Annotated in this window: 23 protein-coding genes and 1 other RNA gene; 8 read left to right on the top strand and 16 right to left on the bottom strand. The window is 45.8% G+C overall.

The window, feature by feature from the left end; translation table 11 throughout:
- Positions 1-94 precede the first annotated feature (94 nt).
- From L5M29_RS14525 to L5M29_RS14500, 6 genes are all read right to left on the bottom strand, one after another.
- A complete protein-coding gene (locus tag L5M29_RS14525) occupies positions 95-700 on the bottom strand; it encodes a hypothetical protein (RefSeq protein ID WP_263168389.1) in 606 nt (201 codons plus the stop codon).
- Between the two features lie 96 nt (positions 701-796).
- Positions 797-1,834, bottom strand: a complete 1,038-nt coding sequence (locus tag L5M29_RS14520) for an acyltransferase family protein (RefSeq protein ID WP_263168387.1) — start codon at positions 1,832-1,834, stop codon at positions 797-799.
- A gap of 2 nt (positions 1,835-1,836) precedes the next feature.
- On the bottom strand, positions 1,837-3,234 hold the full coding sequence (locus L5M29_RS14515) for a hypothetical protein (RefSeq protein ID WP_105250504.1): 1,398 nt from the start codon (positions 3,232-3,234) through the stop codon (positions 1,837-1,839).
- Positions 3,235-3,427: 193 nt separating this feature from the next.
- The gene (locus tag L5M29_RS14510) at positions 3,428-3,778 is read right to left on the bottom strand and encodes a YkvA family protein (protein WP_263168460.1); all 351 of its coding nucleotides are present in this window, start codon (positions 3,776-3,778) and stop codon (positions 3,428-3,430) included.
- Between the two features lie 49 nt (positions 3,779-3,827).
- Positions 3,828-4,586 (bottom strand): helix-turn-helix transcriptional regulator, encoded by a 759-nt coding sequence (locus tag L5M29_RS14505; protein ID WP_113941435.1) that lies wholly within the window; start codon positions 4,584-4,586, stop codon positions 3,828-3,830.
- Between the two features lie 24 nt (positions 4,587-4,610).
- Positions 4,611-5,153, bottom strand: coding sequence for a YbhB/YbcL family Raf kinase inhibitor-like protein (locus L5M29_RS14500; protein ID WP_113941436.1), 543 nt, complete (start codon positions 5,151-5,153; stop codon positions 4,611-4,613).
- A 470-nt stretch (positions 5,154-5,623) separates the two neighbouring features.
- On the opposite strand from L5M29_RS14500, the gene speFL reads away from it, so the two are divergent.
- The 4 genes from speFL to L5M29_RS14485 all read left to right on the top strand — a co-directional run bounded on the left by speFL (position 5,624) and on the right by L5M29_RS14485 (position 10,908).
- Complete coding sequence (gene speFL / locus L5M29_RS23800; protein ID WP_100199882.1) at positions 5,624-5,740, top strand: leader peptide SpeFL; 117 nt, start codon at positions 5,624-5,626, stop codon at positions 5,738-5,740.
- Positions 5,741-6,060: 320 nt separating this feature from the next.
- Positions 6,061-8,223 (top strand): ornithine decarboxylase SpeF, encoded by a 2,163-nt coding sequence (gene speF / locus L5M29_RS14495; RefSeq protein ID WP_263168384.1) that lies wholly within the window; start codon positions 6,061-6,063, stop codon positions 8,221-8,223.
- A gap of 86 nt (positions 8,224-8,309) precedes the next feature.
- Positions 8,310-9,629: a putrescine-ornithine antiporter gene (gene potE, locus L5M29_RS14490; RefSeq protein ID WP_105250509.1), complete on the top strand. Its 1,320-nt coding sequence runs from the start codon at positions 8,310-8,312 to the stop codon at positions 9,627-9,629.
- 124 nt (positions 9,630-9,753) lie between these two features.
- Complete coding sequence (locus L5M29_RS14485) at positions 9,754-10,908, top strand: porin (RefSeq protein WP_263168383.1); 1,155 nt, start codon at positions 9,754-9,756, stop codon at positions 10,906-10,908.
- A 374-nt stretch (positions 10,909-11,282) separates the two neighbouring features.
- Here L5M29_RS14485 and L5M29_RS14480 read toward each other — a convergent pair whose 3' ends face one another.
- On the bottom strand, positions 11,283-11,843 hold the full coding sequence (locus L5M29_RS14480; RefSeq protein ID WP_263168381.1) for a gluconokinase: 561 nt from the start codon (positions 11,841-11,843) through the stop codon (positions 11,283-11,285).
- Between the two features lie 85 nt (positions 11,844-11,928).
- On the opposite strand from L5M29_RS14480, the gene gntU reads away from it, so the two are divergent.
- A complete protein-coding gene (gntU, locus tag L5M29_RS14475) occupies positions 11,929-13,272 on the top strand; it encodes a gluconate transporter (RefSeq protein WP_105250511.1) in 1,344 nt (447 codons plus the stop codon).
- 53 nt (positions 13,273-13,325) lie between these two features.
- Here the strand turns inward: gntU and gntR are convergent, their stop codons facing one another.
- The 3 genes from gntR to L5M29_RS14460 all read right to left on the bottom strand — a co-directional run bounded on the left by gntR (position 13,326) and on the right by L5M29_RS14460 (position 17,614).
- The gene (gene gntR / locus L5M29_RS14470; protein WP_168826035.1) at positions 13,326-14,324 is read right to left on the bottom strand and encodes a gluconate operon transcriptional repressor GntR; all 999 of its coding nucleotides are present in this window, start codon (positions 14,322-14,324) and stop codon (positions 13,326-13,328) included.
- 222 nt (positions 14,325-14,546) lie between these two features.
- Positions 14,547-16,988, bottom strand: coding sequence for a YgiQ family radical SAM protein (locus L5M29_RS14465; RefSeq protein WP_263168378.1), 2,442 nt, complete (start codon positions 16,986-16,988; stop codon positions 14,547-14,549).
- A gap of 215 nt (positions 16,989-17,203) precedes the next feature.
- A complete protein-coding gene (locus tag L5M29_RS14460; protein WP_263140982.1) occupies positions 17,204-17,614 on the bottom strand; it encodes an MAPEG family protein in 411 nt (136 codons plus the stop codon).
- A 157-nt stretch (positions 17,615-17,771) separates the two neighbouring features.
- Here L5M29_RS14460 and L5M29_RS14455 point away from each other — a divergent pair, with 157 nt between their 5' ends.
- Together L5M29_RS14455 and L5M29_RS14450 are read left to right on the top strand one after the other, a co-directional pair.
- Positions 17,772-18,992, top strand: a complete 1,221-nt coding sequence (locus L5M29_RS14455) for a threonine/serine exporter ThrE family protein (protein ID WP_105250515.1) — start codon at positions 17,772-17,774, stop codon at positions 18,990-18,992.
- Between the two features lie 191 nt (positions 18,993-19,183).
- Positions 19,184-20,830, top strand: coding sequence for a hypothetical protein (locus L5M29_RS14450; RefSeq protein ID WP_263168376.1), 1,647 nt, complete (start codon positions 19,184-19,186; stop codon positions 20,828-20,830).
- 65 nt (positions 20,831-20,895) lie between these two features.
- Here L5M29_RS14450 and L5M29_RS14445 read toward each other — a convergent pair whose 3' ends face one another.
- A complete protein-coding gene (locus L5M29_RS14445) occupies positions 20,896-21,600 on the bottom strand; it encodes a DJ-1/PfpI family protein (protein ID WP_263168375.1) in 705 nt (234 codons plus the stop codon).
- Positions 21,601-21,838: 238 nt separating this feature from the next.
- Between L5M29_RS14445 and L5M29_RS14440 the strand changes: the two genes are divergently transcribed.
- Complete coding sequence (locus tag L5M29_RS14440; RefSeq protein ID WP_263168374.1) at positions 21,839-22,471, top strand: TetR/AcrR family transcriptional regulator; 633 nt, start codon at positions 21,839-21,841, stop codon at positions 22,469-22,471.
- A gap of 28 nt (positions 22,472-22,499) precedes the next feature.
- Here the strand turns inward: L5M29_RS14440 and L5M29_RS14435 are convergent, their stop codons facing one another.
- The 5 genes from L5M29_RS14435 to rsmI form a co-directional block, all read right to left on the bottom strand.
- Entirely contained in the window at positions 22,500-22,754 is a 255-nt protein-coding gene (locus tag L5M29_RS14435) for a hypothetical protein (RefSeq protein WP_113941445.1), read from the bottom strand.
- An 11-nt stretch (positions 22,755-22,765) separates the two neighbouring features.
- Positions 22,766-23,269: a hypothetical protein gene (locus L5M29_RS14430; RefSeq protein WP_263168373.1), complete on the bottom strand. Its 504-nt coding sequence runs from the start codon at positions 23,267-23,269 to the stop codon at positions 22,766-22,768.
- A gap of 9 nt (positions 23,270-23,278) precedes the next feature.
- A complete protein-coding gene (locus L5M29_RS14425; RefSeq protein ID WP_105250521.1) occupies positions 23,279-23,602 on the bottom strand; it encodes a DUF883 C-terminal domain-containing protein in 324 nt (107 codons plus the stop codon).
- A gap of 372 nt (positions 23,603-23,974) precedes the next feature.
- An RNA gene (gene rnpB / locus L5M29_RS14420) (RNase P RNA component class A) lies at positions 23,975-24,326 on the bottom strand.
- Positions 24,327-24,391: 65 nt separating this feature from the next.
- On the bottom strand, positions 24,392-25,234 hold the full coding sequence (rsmI, locus tag L5M29_RS14415; RefSeq protein ID WP_113941448.1) for a 16S rRNA (cytidine(1402)-2'-O)-methyltransferase: 843 nt from the start codon (positions 25,232-25,234) through the stop codon (positions 24,392-24,394).
- Positions 25,235-25,262 lie beyond the last annotated feature (28 nt).

The following is a 25,262-nucleotide window of genomic DNA, read 5'->3' as shown; positions in this document are numbered from 1 at the left end:
AATGCAAGGCTGAGCCCGCGTAGTGTCGTTATCCACATAAACGGGCAACATAAGCAGGTGATGAACACCATTTTGAGCTAGCTTAATAACAACACTAGTCGTGTCCCCAAGGTTTGGGTGGTAATGCTACTGGCTGGGTAAGATCAAAATCGACTTTAAAATTGCGTTGTTCTCGCGTGAGTTGGTAACTAAAAATCGTTGGCGTAATTTCCATGTGCCACACATTGGTAATCGACTGAGTGAGTCCATTCTTGACGAAGTTATCGATAGATTCCCTATCAATGGGAAAGGACTGTTTCTGTACTGTCCCGTCATTCATAGTGTCGCCACCATACATGGTCACAGCATCTTCACTTCCATCCTGATGGCGATGGTCGTGCTTCAACTTAAGCCCTTGCTGCGTTTTAGTCAGCACCCAAGTACGCGAGTGGTCATCACCCACATGGAACGGGATCTTAAGCTCAGTGTCGCTACATTCACGCACGTGCATAATTAACGACTTGCCGCTAAAGGCCGAATCAGCCGTGTCACCCGATACCACTTTTCCCGCAAAGGCTTGGCCACAATGGGCCGCGATTTGTGCGAAAAAAGTATTCTGCGTCTTGGTGGATAGCGACTCAACTTGAGCGGCGATTGATGGCAACGCGATAAAAGACAAACTGATGAGCCCGAGGCTCGGTAGGGTAATGTTGGGATTCATTATGTTCTCCACTTTTTTAGATGAAAAACACCCTAACACTAGGAAATAAATTCAAACTGAATTTCACCTAGTGTTAGTGATGATAAACCAAAGTGATTACCAGCCGATATAAGTACGCGAACGATTACCCAGACGCTTTTTGATAAAGCGAGCCGTCATAATACTGCCTACCATCATGAAAATGAAAATCCCAGCGGAAAAGAGCACGCTAGTCACAGCAGAACCTGGTGGGAAGCGGAAACGCATTACGGTTGCAGCCGTGTTAAATAGCATATCGAAGAGTGGATGAATAAAGAAAATTGCAAAACTCATCTCAGCGACTTCGACTAACCAAGGCAAACGACTTCGTCCCGACAACCATTCACAGAAATTCAGTACTAATACACATAAACAAAGTTTCTGAATAAACTGCCAATCGATACCGTTATATTCAAACGGTGCCTTATGGTAATTACCAATATGCTGCACTATGTAAGTTTGCTCGACTAAGCTCACCACTAAAAAAATCATCGCGAGGGCAGTAAAGATAGACCCAAAGCGCGTCACAATATGTTCATCTTGCGAATATAAAATACCAATCAAATAGAAAGGCATAAAATACACCACTGAGTGGATGAAATTGACGTTGCCTATGGGTCTATGCAGCAGAATAGCCACCACACAACTCAGTACAAATAGCGTCCAGCGCATCTGCTGTGAGCAACGGATAAACCATAAAAATATCGGCGAGAATAAAAATACCGCCATAATGAATGGAATATACCAATGCGGATACAGGATATAACCGTTACGTACCGTATAAAAAATACTCAGCAAGAGTTTATCGAGCGACTGGTGCTCCATAAAAATCCAGCGCAAACACAAACATAATAAACCGATCAAAGAGACGACTAAAAAAGGATAAAGTACGTTCTGTACTTTGTTCTTCATAAACTTGCTGTAGTCGAAATCCTTATAAAAAATACGATGGAAAAAGTACCCTGAGATAAACACAAACAAAGCCGTGCCACCGCGCAATAGGTTTTCCAGCAACAGCGGGAAACCTTCACCAGAGTTGTAAATACTGTGGCCAAGCACGATAAAGATAATCGCAATGCCACGCATGTAGGTAAATTCGAGCTGATTTTTTCTCATTATTAATTCATCGCACAGTAGAGGGTTCTTCCATCAACAACACTCGCAGAAACCCTAATAGTTCCATGGACTTCCGCTTCGTTGAATACCAGATACTGACCCTCACGCTGAAAGGGGAATGCTAAAGGTAACAGAGTTGCCGCCTCAATGCCCTCACAAAAATTTTGTACCGGAACATCAAGTAATGGACTGCCACTCACTGACAAGTTACTAAATTGCGCGCTCATCCCTAAATAAGCTTGAGTCATTTCCTCTTGATAGGGCACCACATAAAAGCCAGAACGTACGTCACCCACATCAATAAAACTGCTGCTATCGCTCACGCTCGGCATAACCAATAACGGCACTTTTGGATCCTGCACATTCAACAACAACTGAGACAATTTTGCTTGAGTGGCAGGGTAATACGCTAGCATCTCCTGCAGCTGTTTCTTCTGTTTAGTGTCTTTCTTGTCTAACGGGGATACTGGCTTTACGCGGTTCAGTAGTAAATCCACAGGCAACATACCCGACATGACCGACTCTTTCCATACATAAGGGTCTTGAGTGCTATCCAACAATATGCCCGCCAGAGCGCCAATATTTGCCGCCTCAGCCGTCCAACCAACCCACATTTTCTGCTGTTGATAATAGTCATACACATATTTTGTCAGTATTTGCTGATAACCAAGTAAAGTTTGATTTTGACTCAATACACGCGCACCTGCGGCCAATTCCACATACTTAGCGCTGCCTTCAACGAGATCATTGATGTAACCGACTCTATCTTCATTCGGCGCAATTTGGCGCCATTGCTGCAACCAATAAGCAGCATAGCTAAGATGTAATGACTGTTGTTCGGGTTGTGCCAGCGCCGCCATTAAGGCATCAAATAACTGTAAACGATAATAGCGAGCATCGAAGTTGAGCGGAAAGACCTCACCCTCATAACGCTTACCGTCTTCTAATACTCGCCATTCGGATTGGGCATAAAAATGGAAGGCTTCATGCAAGCCATTGCTCGCCCAGATTAAAAAAGCTAAATCCGTTGGCTTAGTGTCGCGAGTAAATTGGATGTTCGGCACTTCGAGCTGGATCAATACGCCTGGCTGGCCATTATATTGTGGAAAGCCGAAGCTCACCGATAGACCAGAGTGCAGATTGACAGACTCTAACACACTGTTATCTTGGATTATTTCGCCACCAGGCTGTCGAAGCCAGACATTACCACCATAACTAAAGAGGTGTACTTTATCTTCAAGGCGAAAACCGGGCCACAAAGCTTCGCTCTGGCGACTATTCTGTGCCATAAAATCGAGGTAAAGACGGGCGAGTTGTTCCGGAGAGGCCTCATCGGCAAACGCGGGGGTAGCGGCAGAGACACCTAAAAGCCATAGGATCACTACCATAATATTTTTCATTTATCTGCCTAAACAAACACAAGGGGTTTACAAAACAGCGCTAGCATATAGCGCAATCAAGCAATAGTGAAACATTTGCAAAAAAATATTTTTACCCCAGAAAATCTCAGTCAAAACCAAATCAACGACTCCTAATGAAATCATATTTTTAGCACAATTTTGCATCACTTAGGCGATTGCGCTCGCAATAGGTTTAAGTCTTAGGTTCGCTTGGCTTATCTCCAAACCACAGTGTGAGTTTATCCGCTGCAAGGGATTTCACTTCATCATCGATATATAAGGTCACCATAGTCAGGGCCGCGGCAAGGGCACCTAAATCATCGGTAAAGCCAACTAAAGGAGTCAGATCGGGAATCGCATCTAAAGGCAAAACAAAATACGCTAAAGCGCCGTAGATGACTGACTTAGCCCACTTAGGCGTATTGGGTTGTTGCGCTGCATAATAAAGCCATAGTGCCCGCTCGATGACCTCTCTACCTGCTTGACGGCTAAAGAGTTTGATCTTGTTCCAAAATCCGCTGTCAGTAAATTGCTCATCCGCCATCATATTTCTCCAATACCCTAAAGTTGTTTGGGTATACACCCATGCCACTTCACAGTGTACGACGATAAGCCGCAGGGGTCAGGCCAAATTGCTGCTTAAAACGTAAGGAAAACTTTTCCGCAGATTGATAACCACAGGCCAAAGCCACTTGCAATACTGGCTCGCTCGAATTCTGCAACATGGCTAAACCATGACAAAGCCGCACTTCTACCAGTAACTGCCTAAAACTAGTGTCTTCTAAGGCCAATTTACGCCTAAGGCTTGCCGTGCTCATGTGTAACTTGTCGGCAATATCCTCCTGCTGCCATGACGCCGAAGGACTCACACTCATCAAGGCCAAGGCCGCTTGAGTCACGCTGCGTTGGGTGTGTCCATACAACCAGTTCACACTGCGTTTATCTGGCAAACTTAACAGTAATGCAGCCAAATAATGCAGTTGAACAGGATCGGCCAGAGACAAGGTCAAACTCTGTAATAGCGCATTCCAAGCTAAGTCCACAGCGCGTGATATATTTTGGACTGGCATAGGGTCACGCCAATCGGTAGCACTTGATAAAATGCCTTGGGGTAAATCGTGGGGGAGTAATAACTGCACCGCCCGATAACGCCCAAGAAAAGGTCGATTAACAAAGCTAATATGCGAACCAGCAGGAATTAACAGTAACTGCCCTTGGCCTACTAAAACAGATTCATCTTGCCAGAGCAGAGACTTTTCACCATAGATAACCCGAATAATCGACGGCTGATGTACAGGGACTTGAGATAAAGATTGTGCCTGCTTCGAATCATATTCAAACATACGGATCATGACACCAGCCTAATTATCAATGGATTATCGATTATATACCGCAGTCAACTTGGCGCTGCCGAGCGCTTGTGCCCTGAGCATAAAGCCCAATAAGGCAGGGCTAGCATCCTTTGGCAATTCTAAAGCACTGGGTAATGCCCACACAGTAAATTCATACCTGTGAACGCCATGACCTTGGGGCGGGCATGCGCCACCAAAATTTGTAGTGCCAAAATCGTTCTTCAAGGCAATAGCACCTTTGGGCAGTGCATCAACATGCGAGCCCGCACCTTGTGCGAGCGAAGTTTGCGCTAAGGGTAAGTTATATACGGCCCAGTGCCACCAACCGCTGCCCGTTGGTGCATCAGGATCATAAGCTGTCACTGCAAATGCTTTAGTTCCTGTGGGCACGTCAGTCCAAGTCAGTTGCGGCGAAATATTTTCCCCTTGGCAACCAAAGCCATTAAACACTAATTGCGATGTCAGTTTATTGCCCTCGCTCATATCTTTGCTCGTTAATGTCATAGCACTTGCCTGTCCAACGAATAACCCAAGCACTAAACTCGCCCCTAACCACCCTTTATTCATGTCTATCTCCTATTCATGTTCGACCTGACTCACTTTACGTCAATCAAAAAAATAACATCTGCCCTAAAACGACAACTTTCTGCCCCAAATGCTCAAATGTGAGAAAAAAGTTATCACTTTTGCATTTTTCAAGCAGGAAGATGATTTTGTAACGAAAATATCTGCATAACAATGCAAATATGGAATGCGGTATAAATCAGAATGATGATTACAGCAGCCTTTAAATTAAGATTAGATATTTGAAATAAGATATTTTATGCAAATAATATTATTTAAATAATGCTGACAATATTTACTTTCATAATTTAGATAAAGATACTTAAGCATGATTGACTCCATTTAATATTGATAATTTAAGTTAAATTGACGTGCTAATTATTTAAAAATAAGACATAGGTCATGATTTTATTTATAACTCGCATATAAACTTCATTACGTAATAAAAACCTAACCATTTTCTCTAAGTCATAATGGAGTCGTATATGAAGAGGAAATCTAAAATTATGGCGCATATCAGGCGCACACGGCATATCATGATGCCTAGTCAACGTGACTATTTCGATCACTCCTTTATCTTCCTCCGCTAACCTTAGCGTAGGTAGTAGGCCAATTAACAGGTCTAAAGTGCTATTGCCCTAATAGGTGCAAACACTTATCGTACTGTTTTTATTTGGTTTATTATCTAACACCTTAATCAAAGCATTCTTTTATCAGTGCAGTTTTACTGCGGCTAAGCTATTCATACGCTCAATAAATATATTTCTACTCATATTTATTTCGTAACTTTGGCATAACCACATTTAATCTGCGCACGGAATAGCTATATCTAATTTCATACCATTAATGTTTTTAATTAGATATAGGCACACTTGTATCTATTTTTTATAAAGTAAAAGGGAAATTAACTATGAAATCATTAAAAGTAGCCGCTAGCTTATCTGTTAGATCTTGTTTCGATATCGACAGAGAAGTTGTCAATGTATTAACCACAGATTTTTGCGATGTGGGCGCGGCTGTCGTCTCTGTTGATGATGTTAGAAATGGTATTGTTGAAAAGATTAAAAACACCGGATTGAAACTGCCCATTTTCGTTTCAGTTTGCTGTGAAGAAACCTTCCCTGATGATGTTTGCTCATCGATTACAGGGGTATTTGAACTCTGCGGTGATAACACTGACTTCTACGGAAAACAGGTTGAGACTGCAATAAGTAAATATGAACAAGCGCTATTGCCACCTTTCTTCGGTACGTTAAAAAAATACGTCGAAATGGGTAACTCTACCTTTGCCTGTCCTGGTCACCAAGGCGGACAATTCTTCCGTAAACACCCTGTGGGCCGCCAATTCTTCGACTTTTTTGGCGAAACAATTTTCCGCGCGGATATGTGTAATGCCGACGTGAAACTGGGTGATTTACTGATCCATGAAGGCGCTCCACTGGAAGCACAGAAATACGCTGCCAAAGTTTTTAATGCCGATAAAACCTATTTCGTACTTAACGGCACTTCGTCATCAAATAAAGTCGCGACTAATGCGCTGTTAGCGAAAGGCGACCTAGTGTTATTCGACCGCAATAACCACAAATCAAACCACCATGGCGCATTAATTCAAGCAGGTGCTACACCTGTTTATTTAGAAACGGCACGTAATCCCTTCGGATTTATTGGTGGCATTGATGCCCACTGTTTTCAAGAGTCCTATTTAAGAGAGCAAATTCGTGAAGTCGCGCCAGAAAGAGCCGATGAAAAACGCCCATTCCGCTTGGCGATAATCCAACTCGGCACCTATGACGGCACCATCTACAATGCTCGACAAGTGATTGATAAAATTGGCCATCTTTGTGACTACGTCTTATTTGACTCGGCTTGGGTGGGTTATGAACAGTTCATCCCGATGATGAATGACTGCTCACCACTCTTGCTCGAACTGACTGCTGAAGATCCAGGCATTATCGTGACTCAGTCGGTGCATAAACAGCAGGCGGGTTTCTCACAAACCTCGCAAATCCATAAAAAAGATAAACATATCAAAGGCCAAGATAGATATTGCAACCATAAACGCTTCAACAACGCCTTTATGATGCATGCCTCTACCAGTCCCTTCTATCCTTTATTTGCGGCGCTAGATGTAAATGCGAAAATGCATGAAGGCGCAAGCGGTCGTTATCTGTGGCGCGAAGCGGTAAAAGCGGGTATCGAAGCACGTAAGCTATTGCTCAAAAAGTGTAAATATATCAAACCATTCGTGCCAACAATGATCGATGGCCGCCTATGGCAAGACTATGAAACCGAACAAATGGCCGATGACTTACGCTTCTTCGAATTCGAACCTGGTCAGAAATGGCACTCCTTCGAAGGTTATGAAAAAGGCCAATACTTTGTTGACCCTTGTAAGTTCTTATTAACAACACCGGGCATAGATGCTGAAACAGGCAAATATACCGAATTTGGTATTCCAGCGACTATTCTGGCTAACTTCTTACGGGAAAATAATATTATTCCAGAGAAGTGCGACTTGAATTCGATTTTATTCCTGATGACACCTGCGGAAGATATGGCCAAGATGCAACATCTGGTATCACAAATATCTCGTTTCGAGAAATTAGTCGATGAAGATGCGCCATTATCTGAAGTATTACCTAACGTTTATAACGCCAATAAAGCCCGTTATAAAGACTATTCTATCCGTCAACTCTGCCAAGAAATGCACAATCTTTATGTCAGCCATGACGTAAAACAACTGCAGAAAGAAATGTTCCGTAAAGCACATTTCCCTACAAAAGTGATGGACCCGCAGGAAGCAAACCTAGAGTTTATTCGTGGCAAAGTAGAATTAGTCCCACTCTCGCAAATTGAAGGAAGAATTGCAGCAGAAGGCGCGCTCCCTTACCCACCAGGCGTGTTATGTATGGTGCCAGGTGAAATATGGGGCGGTTCTGTTCAGCGTTATTTCCTTGCCCTTGAAGATGGCATCAACCTATTACCTGGATTCTCACCAGAACTGCAAGGTGTTTATCTCGAAAATACCGCAGACGGCAAAATTCAAGCAATGGGCTATGTACTAAATAAATAATGAAGACTGACTGCAGAGTTTATTAACCCCACTCTGCAGTCAAATTCATGCCTCCTATAATAAGTCACCTAAATTAGGTTATTAGTATGAGTAAATCAGAAAATAAAATTGGCGTCGTCCAATTAACTATTATCACCATAGTCAACATGATGGGTTCGGGCATTATTATGCTGCCAACCCAATTAGCTCAAGTCGGTACTATCTCCATTTTATCTTGGTTAGTAACAGCTGCAGGGTCAACGGCCCTCGCCTTCGCCTTTGCTAAGTGCGGTATGTTCAGTAAAAAATCCGGTGGTATGGGCGGTTATGCCGAGTATGCCTTCGGCCGTTCTGGCAACTTTATGGCCAACTACACCTATGCCGTCTCGCTGTTAATCGCCAACGTCGCGATTGCCATCTCTGCCGTGGGTTACGCTGCCGTGTTGCTGGAAGTTAACTTAAGCCCGATGGCAATTTGTCTTGCGACCATTGGTGTACTTTGGTTGGCAACCATTGCTAACTTCGGTGGTGCCCGCATCACGGGTCGCGTCAGTAGCGTGACTGTGTGGGGAATTATTCTGCCAGTGATTGGCGTATCTTTAATTGGTTGGTTCTGGTTTGACATCGACCTCTATAAAGGTGCATGGAACCCGCATGATATGCCATTCTTCAAAGCGTTAGGCGGTTCTATCGCTATGACTTTGTGGGCGTTCCTCGGTTTAGAATCGGCCTGTGCAAACTCCGAAGCCGTCGATAACCCAGAAAAAAACGTACCTATCGCCGTGATGGGCGGAACCTTAGGTGCAGCAGTGATTTATATCGTTTCCACTAACGTCATTGCCGGTATTGTGCCAAACGCCGAGCTTGCCATGTCGAATGCGCCATTCGGTTTAGCCTTCGCACAAATGTTTAATCCTGTGGTCGGTAAAATCGTGATGGCCTGCGCCATTATCTCCTGTACTGGATCACTCTTAGGTTGGCAGTTCACTATTGCCCAAGTGTTTAAAGCCTCTGCCGATGAAGGATTTTTTCCTAAAATTTTCTCTAAAGTCAGCAAAGCCGATGCGCCAATTTGGGGCATGACTATTATCGTCTCGATCCAAACAGCATTATCGCTGATGACCATTAGCCCATCACTGAGTAAGCAGTTCGAAGCACTCGTTAACCTCGCCGTCGTCACCAACATTGTGCCTTATATCTTATCTATGGCCGCGCTTGGCATAATGCAAAGACAGCAAAAAGTGCCTATCAATAAAGCCCGCGTTGCCAACGTGATCGCCGTAATCGGTGCGTTGTATAGCTTCTATGCTTTGTACAGCTCTGGCGAAACCGCAGTGATGCTTGGCGCCATAGCCACCTTCTTCGGTTGGACTATTTTCGGCGTGATCTCAAACCAAGCGCCTGTTGCCGACACACGTCCAGCCTAAATACGGCTAACGCATGATCGGAAACAATTAATACCAACATCCACATCACGACTAACGATAACTCTGGGATCATAGGCCAAGCCTATGATCCCCTGGAGAATACTTGCTCATTATCGGGGGATTTATGAATAAGACTTGTCTCGCTTTAGTGTTACCTATGCTATTAACGGCCACCAGCAGTCAGGCGGTTGAACTCTATAAAGATCAAAAAAATACCTTAGATTTAACGGGTTGGTTAGGGTTTGCAGCATTAAATGACAGCCACGATACTTCAGTTATCGACGACTCGTCACGCCTAAGATTCAGCTTCGAGCGCAGCGAGAAAAATGGTTGGACCGCTTTTGCTACCACAGAATGGGGGATCAACATGGTCTCCAGCGACGATGGGCTAGTGATGCAAGGGGGCAAACTCGCCGCCGAAAAAACCGATGATTTTCTCTATAACCGCTTAGGTTATGTTGGCATGTCCCATGATACATGGGGCAACCTGAGTTTCGGTAAACAATGGGGTGCCTATTACGATGTCGCAGGCACGACAGATTTACCGAACGTATTTGCAGGTTACAGCGTTGGCGCTTACACCTTCGGTGATGGCAGCCTCACAGGTACAGGCCGTGCCGATTCCGCCTTCATTTACCGTAATAATTTAGGTCCAGTACAAATCGCCCTGCAATATGCCGCCAAAACCAATGGTGATGTCAGCCTAAAGAACGATGACGGTAGCGAGATGACCAACTCAGAACTGAGTTTTGACAGCAGCTACGGCGCCAGTATCACTTATGCGGTAACCGATAAATTTAAGCTACTCGCAGGTTTTAACCGCGGCGATTTTGAAGGCCACTTAGGCAATACTCAAGTCGATGAAACCAATGAAATTGTCGGCATTGGTGCCATGTATGGTGACTACTATCACTATGCCGAAGGACGTGAGGCCAACGGTCTCTATGTGGGCTTTAACGCTCACAAAAGTAAAAATAATGAACTGGTCAACGGCGATCTCTACGACGCCACTGGTGTCGAGTTGATGACGGCCTATCAATTCGACAACGGTTTTGTGCCTATGGTTGTACTCAGTTATTTAGATTTAGACACAGATGTAGCTACGCCGATTCAAGGTCAATGGACTCGCCAATTTGCCATGCTGGGGCTGCATTATCGCTACAGTAACGACACTGTGATGTTTGCCGAGATGAAGCTAGATTTCAGTGATATGGATGATCCTGCACTCGAAGCACAGGAAGACAACAGCTTCGCAGTGGGGATTAACTACTTTTTTTAGGACTAAAGGAGATGTTAGCTAAGGTTTCTAAAGCGCTCATTCTACTTTGGCATTGCTTAGTCGCATGAAGCAGGACGATTTTGAGTAACAGTCTTTAGTGACAGTTCTAATCACATGTTGAGTTAAATCATGTTTAGCAGGATAGGCAGCTCGCGTCATCGCTCATATGCGTGAGCTTATTTGAGGCTGAGGTGCGGCGCACGTTCCGTCTACAAACGCTCGCCGTAACACTCATTGGATGGTACCGCAGGCTTACCATTATCTCTACGCCACTCCAAGTTAGTTTCTGGAGTGGCTTTTTTTCTAAAAAATTGAGCGGTTTAAGCCGATGTGCATTACGACTTTGCGCTTGACTTCAATGGCCAACGTTGACCTTACCCTTCGCCATTTATCGCATTAATACAGCGTTGTACGACTTCTTCGAAAGTGCCATCTATACTCACTTGGATAACGTCAGCTTCATCAGTCGCGGGCATTTCCAGCGTGTCGAACTGACTCTTGAGTAGCTCAATCGGCATGAAGTGGGCTTTTCTGGCAAACATGCGTGTTTTGACTAATTCAAAATCTCCGTATAGATGAATGAACACCAGCTTGCTGTTGTTCTGACGGATTAAGTCACGATACTGACGACGCAGTGCAGAGCAGACAATAACCCCCTCTTCACCCTTTTGCTCAATGCTATACACAGCGTCGTTGATGCGCTCAAGCCAAGGAGCACGATCGCTATCATTGAGCGGTGAGCCAGATTTCATCTTGATAATATTGGCTCTAGGATGCAGGTCATCACCATCGATAAATTTCGTCTCTAACGCCTCAGCGACCGCGGCACCAATCGAAGATTTGCCACAACTAGAGACGCCCATGAACACATAGCTATTGCCTTTTTTTCTCTCAGTCACTTTGTTAACCTCATGCCAATTCTCGAATTTAGTCACTTCCCACTCTACCATATTACGGGTAACATGTTACCGGTAACCTACAAAAATGTGGACAACTTAACTAACAAGGAAAAGTCCTCTTATGTCTGATATGTCATTGATTCTGACAGCACTGGGTTCAATCGCCCTGCTACTGTTCTTAGTGATGAAAGTGAGATTACATGCAGTAGTATCACTGATACTGGTGTCGATCATTGCCGGCCTTTTCTCTGGTATGAACCCAGCTGATATTACCAATACGATTCAACAAGGTATGGGGGGAACACTGGGCTTTGTTGCGGTGGTGGTCGCTTTGGGAGCCATGTTTGGCCGGGTAATGGAAGAGACTGGCGCGCTAGATCAGATAGCCCATACACTGCTGAATAAATTTGGTAACGACAAAGCTCACTGGGCCATGACCTTTACAGGCTTTATCTGTGCGCTCCCCCTCTTCTTCGACGTTGCTGTGGTACTGCTGATTGGCATCGCCTTTGCCGTGGTTCGTAAAGGGGGCGGCAGCGTCGTTAAAATTGGTATTTCACTGCTCGCGGGTATTGCCACATGTCAGGCATTTCTCATCCCTGCACCGGGGCCTATTTTGGTCGCTTCCCAGCTCAATGCCGACTTTGGCTACATGATAGTCTTCGGTTTATTGGCATCGATTCCGGCGATGATTCTAGGCGGCCCACTCTTTGCCAGCCTCATCTCCCAAAAAGTCCATGTTGAGCTGCCTGCCCACGAGCAGCAGGAAAAAGGTGAACGAGAAGGTGGACCAATCCCCTCATTTGCGCTATCAATCAGTATTGTGGTGTTCCCACTGCTGCTTATCGGTTTAAAGACTGTGGTGTCACGCTTTATTGATGAAAAATCCGATCTGCATAATTGGCTCGCCTTGATAGGTCATCCATTCACCGCCATTTTGCTAGCCTGTTTAATCGCATTCTATGTACTGGGCGTGAGACGCAATATTCCCAATGAGCGCATCATGGAAATCTGTAGCAGTGCGTTACAACCTGCTGGGATCATTATTCTCGTCACCGGTGCTGGCGGCGTGTTCAAGCAAGTGCTGATTGACTCGGGTGTCGGCGATGCATTAGGCAATATGTTGGCAGGTTCGGGATTACCGATTGTAATACTGGCATTTATTTTGTCGGCTTCGGTGCGCGTGATCCAAGGGTCGGCAACCGTGGCCATGTTAACGGCTTGCGGCCTTATCATCCCAATACTTGAACCACTAAACTTAGATGGTGCTCAATTGGCGGCAATTACGATTGCCATTGGCGGTGGTTCGATTGTGCTCTCACACGTCAATGACTCAGGCTTCTGGCTCGCTAACCGTTTTCTTGGATTGTCAGAAAAACAAACACTGCAAACTTGGACTGTAATGGAGACCATTATCGGTACGACGGGCGGCATAGTCGCAGTCATCATCTCTGCGTTTCTCTAACGATAACCTGTGATGACAAACATAAGTCGTTAAGCGAAAGAACGAGGGGAAGTCTACAGTGTTTCCCCTAAATCAATACGATAGCCCAGGTCGATAACCGATTCTGCTATCTCTTTGCCATTTAGCCTGTCTAATAGCTCAGTGGCAGCAATTCGACCTATCTCTTTTCTCGGCGTAATAATGCTCGCCAATTTTGGCGTCATAGATTGGCCAATATCATGGCCATGAAACCCTGCAACGCCAATTTGTTCAGGGATCTTGATGCCTTGTCTTTGACACTCAAATATCACCCCCGCAGCCAAATCATCGTTGGTGCAAAAAAAGCTATCCACATAGGGATATTTCGCTAATGTTTGTTGCAATAACGACGCCCCCAAGGAAAACGACGAGGCCTCATTTGTGGTCATCGCCAAAGGTGTAAGCTGAGCCTCCTGCATCGCTAACTCGTAGCCTCGCATCTTAAGCTGAGTACGAATATCCATGCGCGCGCCTAGGTAGGCAATGTGGCGATAGCCTTGTGCAATCATGGCCTTAACCATTTCGCATGCGGCCGCAGTGTTATCGAAACCCACACACTGTTGAATCGAAGGCGACACGCTATCCATCATTTCGATGACCGGAATGCCCGCCGTTTCAATCATTCGCACGGTACGCGGCGTGTGGTAACTTTCGGACAAGAGTAAGCCATCAATATTGTAAGAGAGCAGTGATGCCACCCGCTCTTCTTCTAATTCGGCCTGATACCCGTAGTGAGCCAGCATGGTTTGATAACCGCGTTTGCCGGTCACATTCTCGATACCGCGCAGCACTTCAGCAAATACTTGGTTGGTTAACGAAGGCACTAACACGCCAATGGCGCGACTAGTTGCTTGCGCTAAAATTTCCGGCGCGCGATTAGGAATATAACCTAAGGTTTCTAGTGCGACAGCAATCTTCTCTTGAGTGCTTTGCGCCACCCTTGTTGGATTTTTTAAATAGCGACTCACCGTCATTTTGGTGACCCCAACTTGATCGGCAACGTCTTGAAGACTGGGTCTACGCTTTTTATTCATAATATCTAATGTTAGTTAACGAACAGCGGATATGGGTGAGATGTATAGCTAAAATATCGAATATAAACAAATAGTAGACATAAACATCAGACAGGGATCTTATAATAGTTCGCCCAGCGATACCAGTTGAGGACTATTTTAGCGGAATGACCATGCTAGCTAGGCCGCTCCAAACCATATCTGGAGCAGCCTTTAAACATTATTTGTGATGGCGAAAAGTGATTACTTGGCCTGTTGGCGACCTTGAGATGGCTTACCTGCTGGTTTACCACCACTCTTTGATGGACTTCCACCTTTAGCCTGAGAACCGCTTTTAGCTTGAGAGCCACTTGCCTTAAAACCAGACTGGCCGAAGGGCGCTTTTGCTCCCGGACGGCTCGAATGGGCTCCGCTGGGTTTAGAGCCAGTTGGTTTAGATCCCGTTGGCTTAGCGCCATTCGCTGCGGGTTTTCCGCCTTTAGCGGCTGGTTTTGACTCAGCACCAGCCTGAGCTTGCGCGCCGCCTTTAGCTGCACTTTTAGATTTACCGTCGCCCTTGCGGTCATCAAACTGATTGCCCGAGAAGCGAGTAAAGGCTTTTTGGCCTTGGTTGGCATCTTTCATCCACTTAGGTCCGCGCTCATTTCGACCTTCTGGCGGCACTAACTGATGCGGACTATTACCGATCAAGTCTTCACGCCCCATGGCGGTTAAGCCTTCACGGATCAATGGCCAACCCGCAGGATCGTGATAACGCAGCAATGCTTTGTGCAAGCGACGTTGGCGCCCTTTCTTCGGCACAGATACCACTTCGCTGGTGTGCTTGACGTTTTTCAGCGAGTTTAACTCGGTATGATAAATCGTGGTCGCATTCGCCATCGGTGACGGATAAAAGTTCTGTACTTGGTCGAGCTTGAACTTACGCTCCTTCAACCACAGCGCTAAGTTCACCATGTCTTCGTCGGTCGTGCCTGGATGCGCCGAAATAAAGTAAGGGATCAGGAACTGCTCTTTACCCGCTTCCTTAGAAAACTTGTCGAACAATTCTTTAAACTTATCGTAGGCGCCCATGCCGGGCTTCATCATCTTGCTGAGCGGACCTTCTTCGGTATGCTCAGGGGCGATTTTTAAGTAGCCGCCCACATGGTGCTGCACTAACTCTTTAACGTAAGCCGGATCTTCGATCGCCAAGTCGTAACGCACGCCAGAGGCAATCAATACTTTCTTGATGCCAGGGACGGCACGCGCCGCGCGGTACAGGTCGATAGTGTGTTTATGATCTGTGCCTAAGTGGCCGCAAATCGATGGGAACACACAGGATAAACGCCGACAGGTTTTTTCGGCCTTTTCGCTAGTACAACCTAAACGATACATGTTGGCGGTTGGGCCACCTAAATCGGAAATCACCCCAGTAAAGCCAGGCACTTTTTCCTGAATATCTTTGATTTCTTTAACAATCGACTCTTGTGAGCGACTCTGAATGATTCGACCTTCATGCTCGGTAATCGAGCAGAAAGAACAGCCACCAAAGCAACCACGCATGATGTTGATAGACGTCTTGATCATGTCATAGGCAGGAATTTTTTCCTTGCCGTAAATCGGATGAGGAATACGCTGGTAAGGTAAATCGAATACGGCATCCATCTCATCGGTATTGAGCGGCCATGCGGGCGGATTCACCCAAACGGCGCGGTCGCCATGGGGTTGAAATAACGCGCGGGCACAACCTGGGTTTTGCTCTTGGTGTAAAATCCGTGAAGCATGGGCATATAAGTATTTGTCTTCAGAGACTTTTTCAAACGCTGGCAGCAGCACATAGGTTTTATCCCATGGCTTAGGTTTAGGCGGCTGAACGCTAATTGGCTTAGGGGCTTCGTTATCGAATATCTTCACATCCGACGGGCCGGACAAGTTAGCACAACCCACATCATCGGCGCCGTAAGGATTCGGCAACGGCTCTATCTTGTGCAGTTGGTCAATCTTGCGCGAGTCCATACCACGCCATTCGGGCAGCGGCTCTTTACGGATAACGGCTGTGCCACGCACATCATGCAACGAGCTTATTGGTTCACCGGCAGCTAAGCGGCGTGCCACTTCGACTAAAGGACGCTCGGCATTGCCGTACATCAGAATGTCGGCCTTAGCATCGAAAATCACACTACGGCGTACTTTGTCCGACCAATAATCGTAATGGGCGATGCGGCGCAAACTGGCTTCGATACCACCAATAATCACAGGCACATCTTTAAAGGCTTCTTTACAACGCTGGGTGTACACAGTCACGGCGCGATCTGGGCGCTTGCCGCCAATATCACCCGCGGTATAAGCATCGTCAGAACGTAAACGACGATCTGCGGTGTAACGGTTAATCATCGAATCCATGTTGCCGGCGGTGACGCCAAAAAACAGATTCGGGCGGCCCAATTGCATAAAGGCTTCTTTGCTCGACCAATCTGGCTGGGAAATAATCCCAACTCGGTAACCTTGAGCCTCTAACATACGGCCGATCACCGCCATGCCAAAGCTTGGGTGATCCACATAAGCGTCGCCTGTGACTATGATGATGTCACAGCTATCCCAACCAAGCTTATCCATCTCCTTGCGAGACATAGGTAAGAAAGGCGCAGTGCTGTCGCCCGTGGCCCAATACTTGGGATGACTAAAGAGTGTGGATTCAACTTGCATGGATTGTGACCCGAAAACGTAATGTCAAATAAAGGCGCCACGAAAATAAGTTACGCCAATTTAGGGACGCGGAGTATAGCAGGGAATGGAGGATAGATGCGATTAAAAAAACACCAATCGAGGCATTTTCAGGGGTATTTGAGCCAGAAGCGTAATACCCCTAAATCCGCTATGGATATGGCTTAGGGCGGAATTGACCGCCCAAACCTGCGAGCCTAGAGACCCTTTCCTAAACCTTGAGCAAAATGCAGCAAATTCACCAACGCCAAACTGATAATCACTAGCCAAGTGAGCAATACGCCCCAAAAACGACCAAAATGGTAACCACCTTGGCCTTGAGTTAAGCCAATAGCATGGAGTAAGCGCGCCACTATCCACACAGTCCCAAAACAGTGTAAATAAAATGCAGGCAAGCCACCCGCTTCGGCCACCAGCATTAAAATCAATACGATAGGCGCATTTTCGATCAGGTTAACATGCACTCGATTAGCCAAAGCTAAGGCGCTGTTACCACCATCCCCTAGGCCGATTTTCTGACCTCGCCTTAATTTCACTACTCGATAAGCCAAAGCGACAATTAATAGCCCTGTGAGGCTAGCGTAAAGACCCGTTACCATCAAAGACATGCCTATTTCCCCTTATCAAAAAGCTGACTATAGCCCGAGCTGCAAAAAATCAGCAATTTATTTGTATTAAGGTTAAAAGCCATTAACCTTTTATAGACAAGATAGGTTAATATGCGCGCGTCATTCCCTACAACTTTTTATACAGTGAATACCCCGATTGGATAACGACGAGTTTATCGAAAAACGCAGATTTATCATAAAGCTAGGCAAAGCCTTGCATAAGTTTGGCACACCCGCTTATCGTCTAGAAACCCACTTACAAACCGTTGCACGCACCTTAGGTATCGAAGGCTATTTCCTTATATCTCCAACGTCGATGACCTTCGTTTTGCAACATGATACCGATCAAGAATATAACCATGCCGCTCGCGTTAAGCCCGGTGAACTCGATTTGGGCTCACTCGCCCGCACCGATGAATTGGTCGATGAGTTAACCTCAGGTAAACGCACTTTGGCCGAGGCCTTAGATCGCTTAGAAGAAATTGCCAATAAACCCAATCCTTATGGCCCTGTATTAACTTGCTTTTCTTTTGGAACTTCTGCCGCCGCTTTCGCTATGCTGATGGGCACGGGTTGGAACGATGTATTTTGGTCAGGATTATTAGGCTTATTCGTCTATGGCTTGGTATACCGTGCCGAACGCTCGGCCCGCATGGCCGAAGTGCTCGAACCCTTCGCCACTATCCTTTGCGCCATCGCAGCCTGTGGCATAGCGCGTATCGATCCAAATATTAATATCCCAGTAGTGATCCTCTCCTCCATTATTATTTTTATTCCCGGCTTAGCCTTAACCTTAGGTTTAGCCGAACTCGCCGCACGGGATTTAATTTCTGGCACGGCGCGCATCATGGATGCGAGCATGCAATTATTTAAGCTGTACTTTGGCGCAGTGCTCGGCATGGCAATCGGTAAAGCTATGTTCGGCGAAGCGATTCATATTGAACCAGAGGGTTTACCTCGCTGGGCAATTTGGTCGGCAGTTCCGATTCTATCTATGGCGCTGGTTTTTATCTTTAAAGCACGGATGCAAGATTCGCCTTGGGGCGTATTGGCTGGGATAGTGGCGTTTTTCTCAGCCATGCTCGGCGGACATTATTTTGGTGATTCGGTGGGGATCTTCTTTGGTGCCTTGGCAGTAGGAATTTATTCTAACCTCTTCGCCCGCTGGATGAAGGCGCCTGCCTCCATCGCCTTGTTGCAGGGAATAGTGATCTTAGTCCCTGGCAGTAAAACCTATATCGGACTCAATGCACTGATCTCAGGTGAGACCATGCTCAATCAGTCGCACATAGGCTCGCAAATCTTTTTGATTTTTATGTCGCTAATTGCGGGGCTCATCTTTGCTAACGTCGCAGTCCCACCTAGGCGTACACTGTAACAATCGCTAATCCGGCTGGAGCCCGCGCCCAGCCGCCACCTCAAGATAATCTTAAGCTAACCTTAAGTAAAATAAGAAACTTATTAAAATGTTTCCTTGACTAACACTCGTTTTCCATGTGTTATTAAATTGTGAATTGCAACGTGAAATTGTTTTCGCTGCAGTCGTCGATTTCATGGGAGTGGCCTTTTATGCAGAAATTTTTTCAGTATGCATGCATCCTATCTTGTTGTGTTGGCAACCTAATCAGAGTTGCCCAAGCAGAAGAGGCTAAGCTCGCCGATCCCGCAAACCAAGATCAAACAAAACAAAAAGTCAGCAAGATTGTGGTGGTCAACAACCCCATTTTTGATGAGTCAGATCCCGATGCTTTTTTCATTCACCGCTGGGCTAACGCCCTGCATATCAATACCAAAGAATATGTGGTTCTCGATAATCTAACCTTCAGCGAAAATGATACTGTTACACAAAAAGATCTCGACGAATCCCAACGACTTTTACGGGCAATGCCTTACATTCGCGATGCGAAAATTTATATCGCCGAGAAAGATCCCCAAGCCGATGTCGATCCATCCGTTGAGTCCGTGGTGGTGGAGACCTGGGATAATTGGTCATTATTACCAACAGCGAGTTTGAGTAGTTCAGGTGGCGACACCCGTTACTCCTTCGGGCTCAAAGAAGACAACTTGCTTGGAACGGGGATCCGCACTCGACTTAAATATCAATCCAATGAGTCCCGGAATGGCTATAAATTTGCTTTTGAAGCGCCGCTCAGCATTATTGAGCACGGCACAGTTGCCGCTGAGTTCTACGACAATAGCGACGGTCAAGCTAAACACGTTTATGTGAGTAAACCCTTCTATTCCCTCAATACGAGTACCATGTATTCGGCGGAGTTTTTAGACGATAACCGTACAGATACCCTCAGACAAAATGGGCAAGAGGTGAATGAGTTCACACACACAGTCGACTATCTCAATCTGCAATACGGCTGGTTAATTAATAAAAACAGTCAGCATCTTTCTCGCTTTATTACTGGTGTCACCCAAGACAAGCACGAGTTTGCCCATTCTGAGCGCTATCCTACGTCCATGCTCCCTCAAGACAGGGACTTTATGTACCCTTGGGTCGCCTACGAGTTTATCGAAGATGATTTCCACGTACTGAATAATGTTCACCTGATCACCAACAATGAAGACTTTAACTTAGGTTGGCATCACTATGTACAATTCGGCATAGAAACCAATGATATAGGTGATAACAATCCCTTAGGCTACCACGTTAACTGGCAAAGCACTGGCGGGTATAAGTTTAACGATCAACTGTGGCTGTTAGAAATGGGTGGAACAAGCACTATCGGTACCACCCAAAAAGATACTTATAAGGTCGATGTTCAAGCCGAATACTTCTATCAAATCCATCCTAAGTGGACGGCTTATGGTAAAGCTTGGGCTAGCCTTTCACAGAACACTTATCTGGATCTAACAAAAGGATTAGGGGATGAAACTGGCGTGCGCGGTTATCCAAACGAATACCAACAAGGGGATAATCAGTGGTTACTGACCGCCGAGATACGCAACTACCCCAATATCAACTTATACCAACTGGCTGAATTAGGCTGGGCAGTCTTTGCCGATCTGGGTCAAGCCTCCGGCGGCCAACTCGCCGAGAATAACGAAGTCAGCGGTCCACTGGGTAGCATAGGCATAGGCGCGCGGATTTATTCCTCTCGATCCAGCTATGGCAACGTAGCCCATATCGATTTTTCACTCCCTTATACGGGCGGCGAGTCAGTAAACAGCTGGGAATGGCGATTCCTAGTGAAAAGCAGTTTTTAAACCTAAGGTACATAATAATCGTATGAACTATGTACTTTTTAAGACAATCTTTGGCGCCTTGTGGCCTAAAATAATCCTGACGCTATCTGCCTGACCTCCTGTTCAACCCTCTGTACCAAAAGAGCATCAGCCAATATAGGTGAGCCATAATTAAAGGGCGGTTTAGGATCATATTCAAACAATAACTGCAGTGTTTTAGCCTGTTGTTCACCCTCTATATTGGCAATGAGTGCCAAAGCAAAATCGAGCCCTGCAGTAATACCGCCGCCACTGATCCGATTACGGTCAATCACAATACGTTTATTTTCAAAAGTAATTTGAGGATATTGTGCCAATACTGAAGCATAAGCCCAGTGAGTGGTCGTGCGATAACCATTAAGTAAACCTGTTGCCGCAAGAATCAAGGCTCCAGTGCATACAGATGTAATGTATTGCGCTTGCTCCCCCTTGCGTTTTAAGAAAGAAATGACTTGCTCATCCTGTATTTGCGCCAAAGGATTTGCGCTCCCAGGCACTAACAGGATATCTATCGGTGGACAATTATCGAAATCGTAATTAGGTTGTAAGTTAACGCCCGCATCACAGGGTAATAGCATGCAGGTTTTCGCAAAAGTGAAGGTTTCAAAAGATGGTACAAAGGCTAAAAACTGTAGTGGCCCATAGGCATCGAGCATCGTCATGCCGGGATAAAGAAAAATACCTACTCTTAATTTGTGTTTGATTGGATGATTTGGTTTATCACTTTGAGCCGCTTCAATATTTTCACTCATCACAGATTCTCCATCGGTAGTAACAATTTCATATTTCAGGTAACACTGTCGTTGCAGTTAACCCTATGACCGTCACTATAAAGCCCATTATTCCTAACCATCAGGCACAAACTCGCCCGCATGTTTCAAATGGTACACCTGAGCCTATCTGTTCCACTTAAGTAAAAATCACAACACAGGAGCCATTGAGGCTAAGGTATAATCAAACGCCTGAATTGAATTTGGAGCAAAATCCAGTATGCACACCAAGCCCCACATGCGCATAGAACAAAGCCCGCGAGCGATGCTCAAGGTTCTCCACGTTTTCAAGGAAATGCTTAAACAACAAGATTATCGTGATATTGCAGTGGCAGATATTGCGCACAAAGCCGATGTCGGGCGCACGACGTTTTATCGCTACTTCAAACGCAAGTTGGATATTCTTATTGCACTACATCAAAATATTTTTGAAGATATATTCGCAGATCTACGGTCAACCGAAGACTGGCTTTCAACCAACACACCACCCTCATTGGAAAAACTGCTTATTACTTTTAGCCGAAACAGCATGTTTCGCCGTTCCATGTCATTTAGACTAGGTAGCGACCTCGATGCTGCAACTAAACAATTACAAACTAAACTTGTGCAACATATCGAAAATAAATTGATCAACACCTTCAACACTGACGAATTTATTATTCCAAGCTACACATTAGCCCATAGCATAGCAGCTCTTTATTTAAGCCAAATTCAACAACTTATCGCCAGTCCCACACCTTGTCCTACACAACAAGCAAAATACTTACACTTACTGACTCGAGGCATAATTGTAGCGGCATTGACGACAACTAATAGCAGCGAAACCCATACCTGCACCAATGGAAATCATTAAGGTAAAAATCACAGCATTTACATCATTCTCAAGCGATGAGTTTGGTAATCCAACGCAAGCCAAAAGTGCTACGCAGTAGTTTTACAGTGCTGTTGTGGCGCATTTGAAACAGACAGCCAAGGCTAAAACTGACGATTAAACCTGGCGTCGATCCTATAAAATCACGACTGCTTTGCGCTAATTGTCGTTTCCTCATCAGTAACAAATCATGCTGCAACTGGCCTTGTTCCGTCAGCACAGTCAGCTTCAACTGCTGTTTTTTAAGTAACTGTTGAATTAGCATACTCGCACCTCCTATTTTTGATGTTCCGACTCTCGAGTCGAGAGCAAAAGCTGTAATTGCTGCCAAGTCTTCGAAAAGCCAGTTTGTGACAGCACATAGTCAAGACTACGCCAACACCAAAGCAATAAAACAAACTGTAGCACCACCAAAGCGCTCACTGTGGCCAATAACGAACCGCTCAATTGAAACAGCATATAGCCCAACAGCAATAAAATACTGCCCCAGAATAACGTAATGCCAGTACCAAAACAGACGACTAAAGCCGCAGCGATAATCAGGCTACGCCCTGTTAACCGCCATTCTGCCGTTGCTATTTTCCCGGCCAACTTCAACTGCTCGAGATAGGCTTGCTTCACTGAACTACTAAGAACAGCTATTTCAGCCAGTTGATCCATTGCCTGATCAATAACTTTATGCTGGGCAGCAGCTGATGCTGTCTGCCCAGTTTTGGCGGTTTGCGCACTATGCTGGACGGGCCTTTGTTCTGGCGCCTCTGACCTTGCACGGTTTTGCATAAATCCACCTTAGCGACGGCGCAATAAAGCCGTTAATACCACACCAGCGGCAAAGGCAATCCCAGCTGTAGCCAATGGATTTTGCGCTGCCAACTCACGGGTTTTGCTATAAGAACTTTGCAGTTGTAATTTGATTTCCTCCTGCTTTAGCGCCAGAGTTTCCTGTGAGCTAGCTGCCGTTTTACGCAAAGTGTCTTCTGCAACTGCGGCTTTCTCTGCTACTACATCAACAGCATGGTGCGTCACTTCAGTTGCTTTCGCTGTTGTGGGTGAATTTAAAGCACCGCTATCTTTACTGTTAGTTTGTTCTGCTACGCTTTTTGAACTGGCCATAGAAAGCCTCCTTGGTGAACACTGTGCAATGCAACCAGATGCTGCACTTTGCGTACAAACCAATGCAATGGCTATACCAAACAATATAAACGCATAAAAACAAAAGCTTAGAACTAAATTATTCCTATTGACTCTCCCAGTTAACGGTAGATGTTACCTGCATTGAGTAATTTTTACCTACAACGAAGAAAGACTAGAAATGGCTGTAATGGCGGCTAAACTGAAAGCTAAATAAGCGATAGACTGAAGGGACGGGAGAACGAGATAACTCTGATTTTTTAATGAGTTAATCAAATAAAATTTATCATTACCGTATAAATTAAAAAACAAAAAGCCCGTTTGTCGTAATGACAAACGGGCTTTTTGTTGAATGAGGTGAGTTGGCCGATAAGCCGGGTCCTGTCTTGGACAGTCATTCATCTAGGCCTGCAATCGCTCACAGGCTCAAGCGACCTACCCGGTTCCAACGCGAGCCACGCCATACGGAACCCTATTTGGTCTTGCTCCGGGTGGAGTTTACCTTGCTACGAACTATTGCTAGCCGCACGGTGCGCTCTTACCGCACCCTTTCACCCTTACCGACCTGATAAATCAGGCAGGCGGTCTACTCTCTGTTGCACTTGTCGTCGGTTCGCACCGCCCAGGCGTTACCTGGCACCCCGCTCTTTGGAGCCCGGACTTTCCTCCCCGTTCTTGCGAACGCGGCGACTGTCTGGCCAACTCGGCGCGGATTATAGCCTAAGCCACCCTGATGCACCACAGATAATCCGCTCGTAACCGTTTTAGCGCTTATAAATCAGACTCTAGGCCGTATTTGTACAGAGCGTTCTTTTTAAGTCCATGAATTTGCGCGGCAATTGCTGCGGCTTTCTTCAATGGCAATTCCTCACATAAGAGTTTGAGCGTATTAATGGCGACGGTGGGAATTGCTTCGTCATCACTCAAATGGTAGCCATGCACCATAAGCACGATTTCACCCTTCTGCTGATTCAGGTCAGTACTTACGGTGGCAAGCACCTCTGAGACAGGACCAGATAAAAAAGTTTCGAAGGTTTTGGTTACTTCACGCGCCATGACGACATGGCGTTCGCCACCAAGCACTTCAACCATAGTCGTTAGACTGTGCTCGATGCGGTGTGGTGATTCATAAAATATCAGCGTGCGCGGATCTTCTTTCAGTGCCAATAACTTATCAGCGCGGGCTTTTTCTTTAGACGGCAGAAAACCTTCGAAAGAAAAACGGTCCGATGGCAAACCCGAGGCGCTCAGAGCGGTAATTGCCGCGCAAGGGCCGGGTAAGGGGATCACATTAAACCCAGATTGGCGCACATGGGAAACCAAGTGATAACCCGGATCGGAAATCAACGGGGTACCCGCATCTGAAATTAATGCAATCGACAGTCCAGCTGCAAGCTGATCGACAATCCACTGGGCACGAGCACGCTCGTTATGGTCATGCAGCGCCGTAGTTTTTGTAGTAATACCAAAGTGGCTCAATAACTTACCGCTGTGGCGAGTATCTTCACAGGCGATCAATGAAACCTGATTCAGCACCTCTATTGCCCGTGAGCTCATATCGCCCAAATTACCTATGGGAGTAGGAACTATGTAGAGTGCGACGCTTTGGTCCATATATACCTCTGTAATGACAGTGCCAAGA

The organism is Shewanella sp. SM95, assembly GCF_025653595.1.
Lineage (GTDB): Bacteria > Pseudomonadota > Gammaproteobacteria > Enterobacterales > Shewanellaceae > Shewanella > Shewanella oncorhynchi.
Note: the sequence above shows the minus strand (reverse complement) of the source record. Positions and strands in the feature narration are given on the sequence as shown.

Coding starts and splice junctions, on each gene's coding strand:
- L5M29_RS14525 (WP_263168389.1), bottom strand. CDS start 700: ATGAATCCCAACATTACCCTACCGAGCCTCGGGCTCATCAGTTTGTCT.
- L5M29_RS14520 (WP_263168387.1), bottom strand. CDS start 1,834: ATGAGAAAAAATCAGCTCGAATTTACCTACATGCGTGGCATTGCGATT.
- L5M29_RS14515 (WP_105250504.1), bottom strand. CDS start 3,234: ATGAAAAATATTATGGTAGTGATCCTATGGCTTTTAGGTGTCTCTGCC.
- L5M29_RS14510 (WP_263168460.1), bottom strand. CDS start 3,778: ATGGCGGATGAGCAATTTACTGACAGCGGATTTTGGAACAAGATCAAA.
- L5M29_RS14505 (WP_113941435.1), bottom strand. CDS start 4,586: ATGATCCGTATGTTTGAATATGATTCGAAGCAGGCACAATCTTTATCT.
- L5M29_RS14500 (WP_113941436.1), bottom strand. CDS start 5,153: ATGAATAAAGGGTGGTTAGGGGCGAGTTTAGTGCTTGGGTTATTCGTT.
- speFL (WP_100199882.1), top strand. CDS start 5,624: ATGGAGTCGTATATGAAGAGGAAATCTAAAATTATGGCGCATATCAGG.
- speF (WP_263168384.1), top strand. CDS start 6,061: ATGAAATCATTAAAAGTAGCCGCTAGCTTATCTGTTAGATCTTGTTTC.
- potE (WP_105250509.1), top strand. CDS start 8,310: ATGAGTAAATCAGAAAATAAAATTGGCGTCGTCCAATTAACTATTATC.
- L5M29_RS14485 (WP_263168383.1), top strand. CDS start 9,754: ATGAATAAGACTTGTCTCGCTTTAGTGTTACCTATGCTATTAACGGCC.
- gntU (WP_105250511.1), top strand. CDS start 11,929: ATGTCTGATATGTCATTGATTCTGACAGCACTGGGTTCAATCGCCCTG.
- gntR (WP_168826035.1), bottom strand. CDS start 14,324: ATGAATAAAAAGCGTAGACCCAGTCTTCAAGACGTTGCCGATCAAGTT.
- L5M29_RS14465 (WP_263168378.1), bottom strand. CDS start 16,988: ATGCAAGTTGAATCCACACTCTTTAGTCATCCCAAGTATTGGGCCACG.
- L5M29_RS14460 (WP_263140982.1), bottom strand. CDS start 17,614: ATGTCTTTGATGGTAACGGGTCTTTACGCTAGCCTCACAGGGCTATTA.
- L5M29_RS14450 (WP_263168376.1), top strand. CDS start 19,184: ATGCAGAAATTTTTTCAGTATGCATGCATCCTATCTTGTTGTGTTGGC.
- L5M29_RS14445 (WP_263168375.1), bottom strand. CDS start 21,600: ATGAGTGAAAATATTGAAGCGGCTCAAAGTGATAAACCAAATCATCCA.
- L5M29_RS14440 (WP_263168374.1), top strand. CDS start 21,839: ATGCACACCAAGCCCCACATGCGCATAGAACAAAGCCCGCGAGCGATG.
- L5M29_RS14435 (WP_113941445.1), bottom strand. CDS start 22,754: ATGCTAATTCAACAGTTACTTAAAAAACAGCAGTTGAAGCTGACTGTG.
- L5M29_RS14430 (WP_263168373.1), bottom strand. CDS start 23,269: ATGCAAAACCGTGCAAGGTCAGAGGCGCCAGAACAAAGGCCCGTCCAG.
- L5M29_RS14425 (WP_105250521.1), bottom strand. CDS start 23,602: ATGGCCAGTTCAAAAAGCGTAGCAGAACAAACTAACAGTAAAGATAGC.
- rsmI (WP_113941448.1), bottom strand. CDS start 25,234: ATGGACCAAAGCGTCGCACTCTACATAGTTCCTACTCCCATAGGTAAT.